Source organism: Vibrio sp. 1580 (genome assembly GCF_033340055.1).
In genome coordinates this window covers 341354-356047 of the sequence record NZ_JAWOVT010000003.1, presented here as the reverse complement: position 1 = coordinate 356047, position 14694 = coordinate 341354, and the positions used below count along the sequence as shown (strand labels likewise).

The following is a 14694-nucleotide window of genomic DNA, read 5'->3' as shown; positions in this document are numbered from 1 at the left end:
AACAAGACATCATAATATCTTGCGCTTAACGCGAGAGTTAATGATGTCTTCAATCATCTTTTGCTCTTTTTTCGCTTTTTCATAGTTCTGCTTAGTACGCCAACGATCAAGCACTTTTTCTAACCCTTGAACGCGTGCGTGCTTGTGTTCTAGCGTTTTCTGTACAGATGCACATTCCGCTTGCATAACGGCTTGCTCTTGCTCGTGGTGACGAAGCATTCTTTGTAGCATTTGGTCAACACGATTAAAGTTCATCAAAGCCGCGCTCGTCAGCGTCGGGCCGGTTCGGGTTGATTGTCCAGCGTGGCCTTTCAACGCCGACAACTGTTCCAATTGCATTGAAAGATGGGAGTGACGCTGACGCATGGCATCAAGTTGTTGACCCACACGGTCACGCTGTTTTTCTTCCATTTGCTGTAACTTGCCTACGGCTTTTAACTTGGATTTCATTTCAGCCTTGTCACTCCCATTTGATTAAGCACTTTGAAAAAGCTGCGCGAGCTCGGTCAAACTGGTTGGGTAATCTACAGACTCGTTGGCAGCTTGTTGTAGATATGCACGCAAATTTGGATACATAGCAACAGATTGATCTAACTCAGGATCTTGTCCTGGTTGATAACCCCCTAATGGCAGTAACTCTTTAACCTGAAGGTAGTTGGAGTACATTTGACGGAAGTTATTCGCAATCGTGCTGTGTGCGTCCTGCGTACAAGTATTCATACAACGGCTAATAGACGCGTTGATATCTATCGCGGGATAATGCCCTTGCTCAGCCAGTTGACGCGATAAAACGACATGCCCATCTAAGATGGCGCGCGCGGAATCCACGACAGGATCTTGTTGGTCGTCCCCTTCTGCCAATACGGTATAAATTGCCGTTAAGCTACCATGTTGATTTTCACTGTTACCCGCTCGCTCTAGGAGTTGAGGTAACACGCTGAAGACTGAGGGCGGATAACCACGAGAAGCTGGAGGCTCACCGAGCGAAAGAGCGATTTCGCGCTGTGCCATGGCGTATCGGGTTAGAGAGTCCATCAGAAGTAGAACGTCTTTGCCTTGGTCTCGGAAATACTCTGAAACGCGATGACAAAGTAGTGTCGCTCTTAACCTCATTAGCGGGGATTCATCAGCAGGAGCCGCGATAATGATCGCTTTCTTGCGCGCTTCTGGGGTTAAGTTTCTCTCGATAAACTCACGTACTTCTCTGCCTCGCTCACCGATAAGCCCGACCACAATTACATCGGCCTCCGTGTTTTTGGTGATCATCCCCATTAACACACTTTTACCGACGCCACTGCCAGCCATCAAACCAATACGTTGGCCTTTGCCTACCGTCAATAGTCCATTAATCGCTCGCACGCCTACGTTGAGTGGCGTATCAACTGGGCGTCGCTTCAGTGGGTTAATCGGTTTTGGTTCAAGTGAAACTCGATCACCCCCCTTAAGCGGTGCCCCGTCATCTAACGGCTCACCTAAACCATTCAGTACGCGTCCTAACCACTGAGAGCTTAGCTGCACGGTACTATCACCATCAAGAGGGATGACTTTTGCACCTGCAAACAGACCGCCTAAACGGCGGATAGGCATGAGGTAAGCAATAGTGTGTTCAAAGCCCACAACTTGCGCTTCGATCATATCGCCTTCCGCGGTTTCTACGAGACAACGCTGCTCAAGCTTAAACCGACACCCTACGGCTTGTAACATTAAGCCGTTTACTTTTATCAATCGCCCTGTTACGCGAGCAACAGGGATTGAATCGAGCGAAGCCAAGGCTTCGCTCAAACGCTCACTTAATAGTTCATGGCTTAGGGTATTACTCATGCTCAGACTCTACCTGTGGAATACTGACTTCATCCAAAAGGTGTTGCTTTACATTGTCCATACAGGCTTCCAAACGAGAGTCGCAGCTCGCATCCGCTTCTGCGTCATCAGTCACTAACTGACAGCCACCAATAGGAAGCTCCGTATTAGGGACCAGTTTCCAAGATTGCGGCAAATCAGCATTGATGTGAGTAATGCGCTCTAAATCTTGCGGATTTAAATGCACAGTTACTGTTTCCGCTTTACCAGGCATGGCAGACAATGTCTCGTCCACCAAAGCTAGGATCTGCTGAGGCATTAAAGTGAGCTCGGCACGAATCACTTGCTGAGCTACCTTTTGTACCAGTTCACAAATCATATGGCGTTGTTGCTGTTCTTTTTCATCTTGCCAACGAGAAAGGGCGTGAAAAAGTTCATTGACAGGCTTCGCCGCCTCCAAAAAGCCTTGCTTTCCAGACTGCTCACCGGAAACAAAGCCTTTTTGGAAACCTTCTTTTTGGCCTTCCAACAGACCTTGTTGCTTGCCCTGTTCGATACCTTGGCGTAAGCCTTCCTCATGTCCTTGTTGCAAACCTTGTTGAAAACCTTCTTCAAGTTGCTGTTGGATATCTATTTGAGGTTCTTGCCAGCCTTGGTTATCTAGCCCGAATTCGTCTTCGATAGTCTTAGGTTGCGCTAAAGGCGGAAAACGGTGTAAACGATACCCGCTCGGAGGCAATCGCATAGTACTTGATTTTGTCTCTAGCATGACCTTACTCCACCGTTGGCTCTTCATAGAGAAGCAGCTGAACTTCACCAGATTCATCCAGCTCACGTACCATTTGCATGATGTCTTGACGTGCTTTTTGAACTCGACTTAACGCAACAGCGCCGCGTGCGTCCATGTCATCTTCTAGCGCTTTTACCATACGTTGCGGCATTGAACGCTTAATAGCTTGTTGTAAGGTAATATCGGAACCTTTTAGCGCAACTGCCCACAACTCTAGCGGGATTTGCTGCACCAACATGTCCATAGTTTCTTCGCGTTGTCGGCCAAGAACCATAAAGTCGAACATGTTTTCTTCGATTGCATTAACAACATCTTCATCATGCAACTTCAGCATTTCCATCAATGAACCACGGTCACCTTCAAAGCGGTTAATGATATCTGCTGCTTGCTTAACACCTGATAACGGCGTGCTTTGACTTGCGGATACTTTTTCGATGCAACGCTCAACGAGTTCATGCAAATCAACGGCAACTTGATGATCGATATCTTGCAATTGAGCAATACGGAACAATATTTCGTCATGGTAATCTTGTGGCAAGTGCTTCAATACCGCTGAAGAGCTGTCCGCTGGCAAATACGCTAGAAAAATTGCTTGCATTTGTGGGTGCTCATTCACAATGAAACGAGCGAGAGTTTCTGCTTCCACCCACTGTAAGCGCTGCATGTTGTTGCGAATTTCATCGCCATATAAGGTATTTAATAACCCTTTTGCCAAATCGTTACCCAACGCTTTGCGCAATGTATTAGATAGGTATTCCTTAGAGGCTCCTCGAATACCGCTGTGCTCACGGAAATCTTCAAAGAAAGTTTGAATAACACCACGAGCAGAATCGCTCTTAATGCCATTTAACTTCGCCATTGCACGAGTCACACGCTGGGTTTCATCACGGCTAAAGTGTTGCAAAACCTTCGCTGCGGCATCCTCGCCCATGCCTAATAGCACGAGCGCGGTTTGTTCAACATAACTAAGCGTCTGCTTTGATAGAACTGTGTTCATTGATGTTTACCCATTGTTTCAGTATTTCGGCTACGCGCTCTGGCTCTTCATTAGCAATAAGCTGTAGGTGTTTCAATTGAATTTCTAATGGCGAACCTGCTGGTGGTAGCATGTCGCTGTTTACATCTAAACCTGAAGAGGCTGAGATGCCTTTTTCAGATAGGCGGCGATCAAGTACTTCTTCATGCTCGCGCTCTTCACGCGTTTGCAAGTTTTCGTAGTCAGGTTCTTCCTGAGGCTCAGCAAAATTTAGCTCAGGCACAGGTTTATCAACGCCAGTTAGGTGCATGATTAATGGACGCAGTACGAAGAAGATCATCGCCAAGCCTAACAAGCCACCAATAACGTAGCGTATTGGCTGCTGTACTGTAGGGTCTTGCCACCACGGCAGTGCAGGAGGAGCATCAATTTCAATTGGGGTGAAGTTGAAACTCATTAAACTTAAGCTGTCACCTCGTGTGGCAGAGATACCAACAGCATCCATGATCATGTTTGAGATTTGCTCTTTATCGGCTTCACTCCACGCCACACCATCTGGCGAAGCTTTCGAGTTCAACAAAACCGAGACACTAAGCTTTTCTATTTGGCCTTGTTGGTATTGAGTACGACGAACACTACTACCTACAGCATATTGACGATTCACTTCAGATCGCGCATTCGTGTTTTGGCTATCGTTCGTTTCCACTTCACCAGATCCTGTCACTGGCGGTTGGTTACTTAGAGAACCTGGAACACCCAACGCAATTTGATCAACCGAGTTGTTATGAATGGTGTGCTCATTACGCACAACCGGCGCGTTATCCAAAATTTCTTGTGTTTCTTCAACTTGGCTAAAGTCCAGATCGGCAGCGACTTGTACGCGGAAGTTACTCGGCCCCACAATCGGCGTAAGCATATCTGCTGCGCGTTGGATGATCTGTTTTTCAACACTCTTCTGGTATTCAAGATATTTCGCGTTTACTTTGCCGGCTTCCGCAGAAGCGACATCCGCACTAAGAAGACGGCCATACTGGTCAATGACAGAAACAAATTCTGGCTTCATTGCCGTGACACTACCGACCACTAGGTTAATGATCGCTTCGACTTGTTCAGGCTTTAAGTCTTCACCAGGTTTGAGCTCAAGCATGACAGATGCTGATGGATTCTCACTGTTTTGGCGGACGAATAGAGTTTGACGAGGTATTGCTAAATGAACACGCGCGTTCGCTACTGAGTTCAAAGACATGATAGTACGTACTAACTCACCTTCTAAACCATGACGATAACGCGCCGTTTCCATAAATTGGCTCGTACCAAGAGAGCTATCTTCCTTGAGCGAATCCAAACCTGTCGGCAGCTTAGCTTTAACACCTTTTGATGCAAGCAACATGCGTACCTTCGCAACCTCACCTTCTGGTACAAGAACTTGTCCATTTTGCTCTTGCATGCGGTAGCTTACGCCTTCGCTTTCTAATACCGACACAATTTCGCCGATATCAAAACGCTCTTGTTGGCTATAAAGCGGACGAAAGCTCTGCGAGGAACTCCATAGTGCAACCACAATAATCGCTGCAACAATCGCAGCTAACACCGCAGATAGCACTAAGTTTCTCTGACTGCTAGACCAGATTTGCTTCAGCTTCGTTGTCACATCGTCCATGCCATTGGCAGTAGAAAATGTCTGTGCTGTGCCGGTAGCCATAGCTGTGTTTCCGGCGACTTGGGGGGTTAGTTCTGACATGAATTACACCGGCATCTTCATAATATCTTCAAATGAGGTCACGACTTTGTTGCGCACTTGCATCAAAGCATTAAAGGACAAGCTGGCTTTTTGGCTCGCGACCATTGCACCAACTAGGTCATCACTTTTTCCTGTTTCTACGGCCGTCATTTTTTGACTAGCCACTGATTGATGTTGATTCACTGTATCCAACACATTTGTCATCGCTTGTGAGAACGATAAAGGTGCGTTTAGTGATTGTTGATCTAAAGGATTTGCACTCACGATAAACTCTGGCGGCTGCACTTGTGCCTGCATCGCCTGCATTTTTGACAACATAAGTTGCTCTGCCGAGACCGCATGAGTAGGTTGACTTGCCATCTATTTTTTCTCCTATTAGGCAGCCGAGCCTAGTGCCGACTGTAAATCAATACCATGTTCTCGCATTGCTGCGAGCTTGTAGCGTAGCGCTCGAGTAGAGACTCCAAGCGCGTTTGCGGTTTTCGTTCGGTTTCCACCAAACTGACGTAACTTTTCCAAAATAAACTGATATTCAGCTTGCTTCTTCGCTTCTACATGACCAAAGTTTGAAGTTGGCTCTGCTGTAGGAACTGACGCGACAAGCTCAATAGGCAGCATCAGGTCATGGGCTGTAATGTAATCACCATGACGCATGACCAAAGCGCGTTGAATGACATTTTCCAACTCACGAATATTGCCCGGCCAGTGATACTGACTCAGCGCACTAATCGCATCTTGGGATAGGTGACAGCGGCTGCTATCTTGATACTTTTCAATAAAGAATTGGCTAATCGGTAGAATGTCCTCTTTTCTTTCACGCAAAGGCGGCCAGTGCAGAGGCAGCACATCTAATCGATAATAAAGATCTTCACGGAACGTGCCTTTTTGAACTTCCTCACGTAAGTCTTTGTTGGTTGCCGCAATAACACGAATATCGAGCTGAACGGCTTTATGGCTACCAACACGTTCTACTTCACGCTCTTGAAGGACGCGCAACAATTTCGCTTGAACCGCAGGTGACATTTCACCAATCTCGTCAAGCAGAATCGTCCCGCCATTTGCTTCTTCAAACTTACCGCTTTGAGAATTTGTCGCTCCGGTGAACGCGCCTTTTACATGACCGAATAGCACAGCCTCTAACATTGACTCTGGAATGGCGGCACAGTTAACCGCCACAAATGGACCATTGATACGCGGAGAGTGCTCATGCACATATCGCGCCAGCACTTCTTTACCCGTTCCCGATTCACCTGTAATAAGCACACTCGCGTTAGTACATGCTGCACGATGCGCCAATTGCAGAACTTGTTTGCTTCTCCAAGACTCCGCAACAATGTTGGCCATTGGCTTACCTAACGCTTCAACACGTTTAAGCAGATTAACCAACTGATTAGATTCAAATGGGCGTAATAGATAATCAGTAGCGCCCGCTTTCATCGTCTCAGCAGCCAAGATGCCTTGCTCTTGGTCGACAATCGCAATAACAACACCCGAATTTCGCTGCTTTTGGTGACACGCGACAAACTCACGAACACACATATCCGGCAGCGTAGAGCTCACTAAAGTGATTTCTGCTCGCTCTTCAAGCAAAGCGCCTCGACCAGTACGAGTGTGTTTCGCGGTGTAACCTGCATTTTGCAACACATCCAATACTGGTTGAGCAAGAGCTTCATTTGGCTCAACCAACAAAATTTTCGTTTTCGTCATCATTGAACCTTAACTTTCGTTTGTTGATTTTGTGATTGTAGATCTGGGTAGTGTTTCGTAGCCGTATACTCGTTGTCCCTCACTAAACGCAGGGTGACACGTCGGTTTTTTGCTTGGCCATTAACCGAGTTATTGCTGGCAATTGGGTAACGCGAACCATGAGCTCGTGTTTCGATCATCGACTCGTCGACCCCAAGCTCAATCAAAGCGTTGGTGACTTGCTCTGCTCGAGTACGTGACACAGAAAGGTTCGTTAAACTTGAACCAACGTTATCGGTGTGACCGTCGATGAGGATTTTGGTCACTCGATCATCCACAGATACATAGCTATACAGCGCTTCTAGTGTTGCTTTCTGTCCACGACTTAACGTCTTCTGACCAAACTCAAATGAGAGCGCCATATCCCTTGCCTCTGAAAAAGACAATTTAGGCAATCGCGCGCGACACGCATTAAATGATTTCAATGCGTTTTGAATTTGAAGAGTAGGAATCACAATCTCTGAAACAGAGGAAGCATTACTTCCTTTAAGTGACAGCGTCACCCAACTACCCGAAGCAATTGAATCCATGAATTCTTCAGCGCCTTTATTAAAGATGAAACGCTGAGACGGCTTAGTAAATTCAAGGGAACCAAATTCTTTTCTATAAAGCTCATCACCCCAAGGAGCATTTTGAGTTGTTAAAGCAATCGTTTTCCATTTATTGTTTTCATATTCTATATCGGAAATAAAATAGAATTTATTATTAGGTTCCGCTAGGAAATAAAACTTCCCATAGTCTTTATTTGATTGCAACAAGTTGCATTTGAATTTATTTCCCTCATATGTCCATTTAGAGAGGTCCATAGGGATTGTTAAGACTTCTTCTGAATATGACACTTTTGAAAAAATAAAACTGATAACAATAATTGTGTTACAAATTATCAAACGGACATGATTCATGTATATCTTACATTCCCATGACTTAAACCGTTTAATTAAATATGCCACCAAGCCGAGAGAACTGGCATAGCTAATCATTTTAATTACCTATTCTGAATATTAAAATTGGTTACAAAACGCTCAAGAGAGCACGCTTAGCCTCCAACGGAAGCTTTAAGCATAAAAAACAGTATCTTATAATTTATTTATTTGAAGTTGTTGTTACGCCATAAAGGCAATTTAAAAAATCTATAACAACTAAAACGCTCAACATTGTTATTTTATTTATTAAGCGATTTATAAAGAAAACTAACTCTTTTTAAATTTCATTAAAAGATTATGACTATATGAACAAAGCAACATGTGAACTAAAGTCACAATCTTAGAGTTTGGAGCTAAAAGATCATTAAAATTTCTGTGTAGACTACACGCCATTAAGTTAAAACACTTTCGATTGTTAACGCACGGTAAAATATAAATGGAAAATAGAGTTAGCGAGCCTATTACTGATAGTCAACTACTTGATGTAGAATTATTAGGCAAACCTATTCATATCATTCGTGAGAAGCTCGATAATTTAATTTCAGAATCTTGCTCAAACCTTACGACTGAATTACAAAATTGGCTCAGCACAGGAAAAGTGGAAGCTAGCTTAACCTCAGTAGACTTGCACCGCTTTACATCGGTTGAGATGGACAAAGAGCAAACGTCGACCTATCAACATCAGGAAGGCGGCATGGTATTCATCCATGGTAACCCTCACACGCTAATAAAGTTGGCTGATAGATTTTATGGTGCAAGTGCAGAGCGTTCAGCCGCTACTCTGACGGCCAGTGACTTACGTTTACAAGAGCGCATCAGTCGAATCATCATCGGTTGGCTTGCTCCTGGTGAAATGTGGGACACGGGTGAGTATGAGACCCCTAGAGGTATTGGCATTAACGTTCAATTAAACATTGCGTTTGACGATCATCAAGGCTCAATTCATCTCAAGCTAGATGGTCATCTTATTCAAACGCTAATCGAGCAGCTTGAACTGCAGCCTGATACCGATTTGTTTCAACCTTTCTGTCGTTCTTTAGAGACGACCCCCGTTCGACTGAACGTTGTTCTAAGTAAAAAGAAGATGCCTTTAAGTGATGTGGTTGGCTTACAACCCAACGATATTTTACCTATTGAGCTTCTTAACACGGTTCCAGTAAGCATTGGCAACCAATCTCTATTTACAGGTCGTATTGCCGAGCAAGACGGCCAACTTGTTTTGATCTTTAACCCTGATAAGGAACCGCAGCGATGAGCGAAGCGCTAGAAACTAATGCATTCGACGCAGAAGAACTGAACTTTGATGATTTTCAATTAGAAGACTTTGAAGCCGAAGATACGCTCCAACAAGAACCAGCCACTGCGGAACGTGACCTTAGCTTTTTCAAAAGCATTCCTGTCACAGTCACGCTGGAAGTTGCGAGTAAGGAGATCCCACTTGGGGACTTAATGAAAGCGGGTGAAGGCACGGTTATCGAGTTGGAAAAGCTCAATGGCGAGCCTTTAGACGTGAAAGTAAACGGTTCTCTTATGGGCCACGCTGAAGTTGTCGTTGTCAATGATAAGTATGGACTTCGTCTGATCGATGTACATGACTCTGCATTGAGTGGCGTTGGTCAATAATCTTAGGTAGGCATCACAATGAAAAATCTGAGCGCTTGGCACCGTTGGTTACCTCTTTTGGTATTGGTGTCACTTTTGTTTGCTTTCCCAACAATGGCGGCTGACAACGGCTTAACTATCTTGTCCGTTTCTGATGGCGACACACAACAAGAATACAGCGTTAAACTGCAAATTCTGTTGTTGATGACGGCGCTCAGTTTTCTTCCAGCATTTATTTTGATGGCGACGAGCTTTACTCGAATTGTCGTTGTCCTTGCGATTTTGCGCCAAGCTCTTGGTCTTCAACAAAGCCCACCTAACAGAGTGTTGGTCGGGATCGCTCTCGCATTGACGTTACTGATTATGCGCCCTGTCTGGAGCGATATTTATGAAAATGCGTTTCAGCCATACGACAACGGCGAAATCACGCTAATACAGGCTTTTTCTGTTGCAGAGAAACCAGTGAGAGAGTTCATGCTGGCACAGACGCACCAAAGCTCTCTTGAACAAATGTTACGTATTGCCAATGAGCCTCTCGACCAAAACGTTGAGGATATTTCATTTGCCGTTGTCTTGCCTGCATTTGTCATTAGTGAACTAAAAACCGCCTTCCAAATTGGTTTTATGCTTTTCATCCCGTTTTTGGTCATCGACTTGGTTGTCGCCAGTGTCCTGATGGCAATGGGTATGATGATGCTATCACCTTTAATTGTCTCACTTCCCTTTAAGTTGGTGGTATTTGTACTCGTGGATGGTTGGGCAATGACAGTTGGCACCTTATCTGCCAGCTTCGGTTAACTAGGAGCAGTTATGACCCCAGAACTAACCGTAACGTTATTTTCCGATGCAGTATGGCTGATCATTTTGATGGTTGCCGTATTGGTTGTTCCAGGCTTAATTGTCGGTTTGTGTATCGCCGTATTTCAGGCTGCCACACAAATCAACGAGCAAACACTCAGCTTTTTGCCACGTTTGCTCGTTACCTTATTAATGGTGATTTTTGCAGGTCACTGGATGCTCCGTAAGATCATGGAACTGTTTGATTTCTTGTTCCACAACATACCAGGGATGATTGGCTAATGGCCATCACATTTGCAGAGCTCTCGGCGATACTCGGTCAACTCTGGTGGCCGTTTTTTCGTGTGGGAGCCGTATTTATTTCAATGCCTTTCTTTGGTGATGCAATTATTCCTGTTTGGGTTCGTACTTTACTGGCCCTCTCGATCGTTGTCATTACTGGACCGTTAATGCCACCCATGCCACAAGTCGAATTATTCTCTATGACTTCCCTGTTCCTTGCTTTTGAGCAAGCTATTTGGGGGGTAATGTTTGGGTTAATTTTGCACATGCTCTTTAACGTTTTCACCATGCTTGGTCAGGTGATTTCTCTGCAAATGGGCTTAGGTATGGCGATGATGAATGATCCTATTAACGGGCTTTCTGTCGCCATTTTGGGACGCATATTTCTGATTTTCTCAACCTTGTTGTTTCTTGCGCTAGAAGGACACTTACTCGTCATAGATATCGTGATTCAAAGCTTTGTTGTTTGGCCAGTCGGATCTGGTATCACATCGCTTTCTCTGCAAGGTGTTGTCAATATTTTCGGTTGGATGTTTGCCTCTTCACTAGCTTTGGCTTTACCCGCTATTGTTTCCATGCTTCTAGCCAACATCAGTTTTGGTGTAATGAACCGAGCCGCACCATCACTTAATGTCTATGCGTTAGGTTTTCCTATGACGATGCTGCTGGGTCTATTCAGCGTATTAATCTCAGTTTCTGGTGTTCCTGGTCACTACACGGCGCTCGTTCACGACACCATTAGACACTTGAGTAACTTTATGTTGGGGGGAGCATGAGCGATCAATCTTCTCAAGACAAAACTGAAAAAGCCTCACCGCAGAAGGTAAAGAAAGCCCGTCAGGAAGGACAAATTCCTCGCGCGAAAGAGTTTACTACTGCGGTTATATTTCTAGCGGTGGCGCTCTACTTTTACTCTCAGCTTAATAGTATTTGGGAAAGCATGTCGGGGATCTTTCGCTACAACATGATGCTGACGCGAGCCGACCTAGAAAATCCTAAACAACTTGTCGAGCAATTGGGACAAAGTTTAGCAGTCATCATCGACATGCTATTACCATTGTTTACCGTCATTATTATCGTGACCTGTGGTAGTAGCCTTGTGCTAGGCGGCTGGATGTTCCGTCCCGCGAACGTGATGCCAAAGCTCAGCAAAATTAATCCTTTGAGCGGGATAAAGCGCATTTTTTCGACCCGCTCAGTGGTTGAGCTCTTAAAGTCGACGTTCAAAGTAGCCGTGATCTTCGGCATCTTATATGGCTATTTAGACAACCACTTACAGCCATTACTTGGCATGCAAAACCTCCCACTCAGCCAAGGTTTTTCTCTAGTAATGTCAATTCTGTTTGAAGGCTTACTCTTAATGGGCTTCGCCTTGTTGTTATTTGGGGTTATCGACATTCCTTATCAGCGTTGGGAACACCTAAAAGAACTCCGCATGACGAAACAAGAATTGAAAGAGGAATTTAAAAATAATGAAGGTCGTCCGGAAGTAAAACAACGTATTCGTCAAATACAGCAACAGTTTGCGCGCCGTAAGATCGATAAAATGGTGCCGACGGCTGACGTGATCATCACAAACCCAACGCACTACGCAGTCGCACTGAAATACGAGCCTTCGCTTTCTGACGCGCCCTTTGTCGTCGCAAAAGGCGTAGACGAAACTGCTATGCACATTCAACGTATCGCCCGAGAAAACAAAGTGGAAATCATTAACTCCCCGCCACTTACCCGTTCGATTTATCACACGACGGCGATTGAACAAGCAATCCCAAGCCAACTGTACATCGCAGTGGCACATATTCTTACTTACGTTTTGCAATTGAAAGCCTTTCGTAAAGGTGAGGGAAAAGAGCCAATTCCTTTACCTCATTTTTCGATTCCAAAACATTTGCAGCACTGATTAACCCGCGTTTATCCAAGGACACGAAAGTATGCTTAACCGGTTAAAACAACTTCAAACATCAACCAAAGGCTACGTTGGCATTCCAATCGTCTTGCTAATGATATTAGCAATGGTGATTCTTCCTTTGCCTCCTCTGCTACTGGATGCGCTGTTTACCTTTAATATCGTCTTAGCAATCCTAGTATTGCTGGTCAGCACAACCGCAAAGCGACCATTAGATTTCTCTGTTTTTCCAACTATTTTGCTGGTCGCAACATTATTACGTCTCACATTGAACGTGGCTTCTACGCGAATTGTACTCCTAGAAGGACATAATGGTGGTGACGCAGCGGGTAAGGTCATTCAAGCATTCGGTGAAGTCGTCATTGGCGGTAACTACGTCGTTGGTATGGTGGTGTTCGTCATCTTGATGATCATCAACTTCGTCGTAATCACCAAAGGTGGTGAACGTATTTCTGAGGTTTCAGCCCGCTTTACGTTGGATGCTTTACCAGGCAAACAAATGGCAATTGATGCCGACTTAAACGCTGGCCTTATCGATCAGGAAACGGCTCGCTTACGCCGTAAAGAAGTCGCCAACGAAGCCGATTTTCATGGTTCGATGGATGGTGCATCAAAGTTTGTGCGTGGCGATGCCATCGCAGGTTTGTTGATTCTGTTTATCAATATCATTGGTGGTATCAGTATTGGTGTCTTCGAGCATGGACTCGCTGCGTCTGACGCCTTTAAAACTTATGCCCTACTCACAATCGGTGATGGTCTAGTTGCTCAAATTCCTTCACTACTATTGGCAACGGCTGCCGCGATTATCGTTACGCGAATTAATGATAGCGATAATGGCATGTCGGAAACCATGCAAAAGCAATTACTGGCAACTCCTGCAACGCTATTTACTGTCGCAGGTATTATGGCGGTAATCGGTATGGTACCGGGTATGCCACACCTAGCCTTTTTTGCGTTTGCTGGCGCATTAGCGTTCGCAGGGTGGCGTCAAACCAAGAAGCCAGTGCAAGACTCCCAGATTGAAGAGGTCGAAGCACTTTCACAAGCAATGCAAGACGATGATACACCGCTGACATGGGATGATATTCCTCACGTCCAAACATTATCACTTGCGCTTGGTTACCGACTCGTCCATCTAGTCAACAAAGAACAAGGGGCACCTTTATCACAACGAATTCGCGGTGTGCGTCGAAACCTTTCTGAACAAGTTGGCTTTTTATTACCTGAAGTTCGTATTCGTGACAATCTGAGCCTCAAGCCAAACCAATACACAATTTCTCTAAATGGCGAAGTCATTGAGCAAGGTTTTATTGAACCAGAGCGTTTAATGGCGATAGCGGTTGGCGAAACTTACGGTGAGGTAGATGGCATTTTGGGTAGCGATCCTGCTTATCAGTTGCCAGCTGTGTGGATTGAGCATCAAGATAAAGCAAAAGCACTTAATATGGGTTACCAAGTTGTCGATGATGGCACTGTTATTGCCACTCATATTAGTAAAATCATGAAGACAAACCTTGCAGAATTGTTTACGCACGACGATGTGGAAGCAATAACCCAGCGTTTGACACAACAAGCCCCGAAACTAGCAGAAGCATTAGCAGCAGCACTTAATCCAGCGCAGCAGCTGAAAGTATATCGTCAGCTTTTATTAGACCAAGTGCCACTAAAAGATATTCGCACGATTGCCAACACAATGTTGGAATCCGCGGAAAATACAAAGGACCCGATCCTACTTGCATCTGATGTGCGCTGTGCACTAAAGCGTACGCTTGTTAACTTAATTGCAGGACAAAAGAACGAGTTAAATGTCTACGCACTGTCTGATGAGTTAGAACAAATGCTACTAAATTCACTGCAACAAGCACAATCTTCTGGTACGGTAACACTAGATAGCTTCCCAATTGAGCCAAACATTCTTGGTCAGTTCCAACAAAACTTGCCATTGATTAGACAACAGCTTAAACAACAGGGGCTACCTCCGATCCTTCTCGTTATGCCACAGCTGCGCCCTCTTCTAGCGCGTTACGCTCGCACATTTACACAAGGGCTGGCAGTATTGTCTTACAACGAAATCCCAGAAAACAAACAAATCAATGTGGTAGGAAACCTTGGTTAATCTTATTTCAACAC

The 14694-nt window shown here is 45.0% G+C and carries 15 protein-coding genes; 7 read left to right on the top strand and 8 right to left on the bottom strand.

What is annotated here, in order from left to right; translation table 11 throughout:
• Positions 1 to 9: 9 nt before the first annotated feature.
• From fliJ to R7093_RS06875, 8 genes are read right to left on the bottom strand one after another with little or no spacing between them, the layout of a single operon-like run.
• Positions 10 to 450, bottom strand: a complete 441-nt coding sequence (fliJ, locus tag R7093_RS06910) for a flagellar export protein FliJ (protein WP_017820533.1) — start codon at positions 448 to 450, stop codon at positions 10 to 12.
• A 24-nt stretch (positions 451 to 474) separates the two neighbouring features.
• On the bottom strand, positions 475 to 1821 hold the full coding sequence (gene fliI / locus R7093_RS06905; RefSeq protein ID WP_005375057.1) for a flagellar protein export ATPase FliI: 1347 nt from the start codon (positions 1819 to 1821) through the stop codon (positions 475 to 477).
• Entirely contained in the window at positions 1814 to 2569 is a 756-nt protein-coding gene (fliH, locus tag R7093_RS06900) for a flagellar assembly protein FliH (RefSeq protein ID WP_005375050.1), read from the bottom strand. The genes fliI and fliH overlap by 8 nt, the downstream gene beginning before the upstream one ends.
• Positions 2570 to 2573: 4 nt before the next feature.
• Positions 2574 to 3587 (bottom strand): flagellar motor switch protein FliG, encoded by a 1014-nt coding sequence (locus R7093_RS06895; RefSeq protein ID WP_005375048.1) that lies wholly within the window; start codon positions 3585 to 3587, stop codon positions 2574 to 2576.
• Positions 3556 to 5307 (bottom strand): flagellar basal-body MS-ring/collar protein FliF, encoded by a 1752-nt coding sequence (fliF, locus tag R7093_RS06890; protein WP_005384024.1) that lies wholly within the window; start codon positions 5305 to 5307, stop codon positions 3556 to 3558. The genes R7093_RS06895 and fliF overlap by 32 nt, the downstream gene beginning before the upstream one ends.
• A gap of 3 nt (positions 5308 to 5310) precedes the next feature.
• Positions 5311 to 5667 carry a flagellar hook-basal body complex protein FliE gene (gene fliE, locus R7093_RS06885; protein WP_005375045.1) on the bottom strand — a complete coding sequence of 119 codons (357 nt, stop codon included), beginning with the start codon at positions 5665 to 5667 and terminating at the stop codon, positions 5311 to 5313.
• A 15-nt stretch (positions 5668 to 5682) separates the two neighbouring features.
• Positions 5683 to 7014 carry a sigma-54 interaction domain-containing protein gene (locus tag R7093_RS06880; protein ID WP_047102378.1) on the bottom strand — a complete coding sequence of 444 codons (1332 nt, stop codon included), beginning with the start codon at positions 7012 to 7014 and terminating at the stop codon, positions 5683 to 5685.
• Entirely contained in the window at positions 7014 to 8033 is a 1020-nt protein-coding gene (locus R7093_RS06875) for an OmpA family protein (RefSeq protein ID WP_033906697.1), read from the bottom strand. Before R7093_RS06875 ends, R7093_RS06880 begins: the two co-directional genes overlap by 1 nt.
• 379 nt (positions 8034 to 8412) lie before the next feature.
• Here R7093_RS06875 and R7093_RS06870 point away from each other — a divergent pair, with 379 nt between their 5' ends.
• The 7 genes from R7093_RS06870 to flhA are packed head-to-tail and all read left to right on the top strand — an operon-like array spanning position 8413 to position 14680.
• Positions 8413 to 9231, top strand: coding sequence for a FliM/FliN family flagellar motor switch protein (locus tag R7093_RS06870; protein ID WP_047102379.1), 819 nt, complete (start codon positions 8413 to 8415; stop codon positions 9229 to 9231).
• Positions 9228 to 9599, top strand: coding sequence for a flagellar motor switch protein FliN (gene fliN / locus R7093_RS06865; RefSeq protein ID WP_005375038.1), 372 nt, complete (start codon positions 9228 to 9230; stop codon positions 9597 to 9599). Before R7093_RS06870 ends, fliN begins: the two co-directional genes overlap by 4 nt.
• Before the next feature lie 18 nt (positions 9600 to 9617).
• Complete coding sequence (fliP, locus tag R7093_RS06860; RefSeq protein ID WP_005375037.1) at positions 9618 to 10376, top strand: flagellar type III secretion system pore protein FliP; 759 nt, start codon at positions 9618 to 9620, stop codon at positions 10374 to 10376.
• A 12-nt stretch (positions 10377 to 10388) separates the two neighbouring features.
• Positions 10389 to 10658, top strand: a complete 270-nt coding sequence (gene fliQ, locus R7093_RS06855) for a flagellar biosynthesis protein FliQ (RefSeq protein WP_005375036.1) — start codon at positions 10389 to 10391, stop codon at positions 10656 to 10658.
• On the top strand, positions 10658 to 11434 hold the full coding sequence (gene fliR, locus R7093_RS06850) for a flagellar biosynthetic protein FliR (RefSeq protein WP_318146573.1): 777 nt from the start codon (positions 10658 to 10660) through the stop codon (positions 11432 to 11434). Before fliQ ends, fliR begins: the two co-directional genes overlap by 1 nt.
• The gene (gene flhB / locus R7093_RS06845; protein WP_005375025.1) at positions 11431 to 12558 is read left to right on the top strand and encodes a flagellar biosynthesis protein FlhB; all 1128 of its coding nucleotides are present in this window, start codon (positions 11431 to 11433) and stop codon (positions 12556 to 12558) included. The genes fliR and flhB overlap by 4 nt, the downstream gene beginning before the upstream one ends.
• 31 nt (positions 12559 to 12589) lie before the next feature.
• Positions 12590 to 14680 (top strand): flagellar biosynthesis protein FlhA, encoded by a 2091-nt coding sequence (gene flhA, locus R7093_RS06840; RefSeq protein ID WP_017633492.1) that lies wholly within the window; start codon positions 12590 to 12592, stop codon positions 14678 to 14680.
• Positions 14681 to 14694 lie beyond the last annotated feature (14 nt).

What these genes read in the sequence shown, in the direction of transcription:
- fliJ (WP_017820533.1), bottom strand. Translation starts at nt 450, where the DNA reads ATGAAATCCAAGTTAAAAGCCGTAGGCAAGTTACAGCAAATGGAAGAA.
- fliI (WP_005375057.1), bottom strand. Translation starts at nt 1,821, where the DNA reads ATGAGTAATACCCTAAGCCATGAACTATTAAGTGAGCGTTTGAGCGAA.
- fliH (WP_005375050.1), bottom strand. Translation starts at nt 2,569, where the DNA reads ATGCTAGAGACAAAATCAAGTACTATGCGATTGCCTCCGAGCGGGTAT.
- R7093_RS06895 (WP_005375048.1), bottom strand. Translation starts at nt 3,587, where the DNA reads ATGAACACAGTTCTATCAAAGCAGACGCTTAGTTATGTTGAACAAACC.
- fliF (WP_005384024.1), bottom strand. Translation starts at nt 5,307, where the DNA reads ATGTCAGAACTAACCCCCCAAGTCGCCGGAAACACAGCTATGGCTACC.
- fliE (WP_005375045.1), bottom strand. Translation starts at nt 5,667, where the DNA reads ATGGCAAGTCAACCTACTCATGCGGTCTCGGCAGAGCAACTTATGTTG.
- R7093_RS06880 (WP_047102378.1), bottom strand. Translation starts at nt 7,014, where the DNA reads ATGACGAAAACGAAAATTTTGTTGGTTGAGCCAAATGAAGCTCTTGCT.
- R7093_RS06875 (WP_033906697.1), bottom strand. Translation starts at nt 8,033, where the DNA reads ATGATTAGCTATGCCAGTTCTCTCGGCTTGGTGGCATATTTAATTAAA.
- R7093_RS06870 (WP_047102379.1), top strand. Translation starts at nt 8,413, where the DNA reads ATGGAAAATAGAGTTAGCGAGCCTATTACTGATAGTCAACTACTTGAT.
- fliN (WP_005375038.1), top strand. Translation starts at nt 9,228, where the DNA reads ATGAGCGAAGCGCTAGAAACTAATGCATTCGACGCAGAAGAACTGAAC.
- fliP (WP_005375037.1), top strand. Translation starts at nt 9,618, where the DNA reads ATGAAAAATCTGAGCGCTTGGCACCGTTGGTTACCTCTTTTGGTATTG.
- fliQ (WP_005375036.1), top strand. Translation starts at nt 10,389, where the DNA reads ATGACCCCAGAACTAACCGTAACGTTATTTTCCGATGCAGTATGGCTG.
- fliR (WP_318146573.1), top strand. Translation starts at nt 10,658, where the DNA reads ATGGCCATCACATTTGCAGAGCTCTCGGCGATACTCGGTCAACTCTGG.
- flhB (WP_005375025.1), top strand. Translation starts at nt 11,431, where the DNA reads ATGAGCGATCAATCTTCTCAAGACAAAACTGAAAAAGCCTCACCGCAG.
- flhA (WP_017633492.1), top strand. Translation starts at nt 12,590, where the DNA reads ATGCTTAACCGGTTAAAACAACTTCAAACATCAACCAAAGGCTACGTT.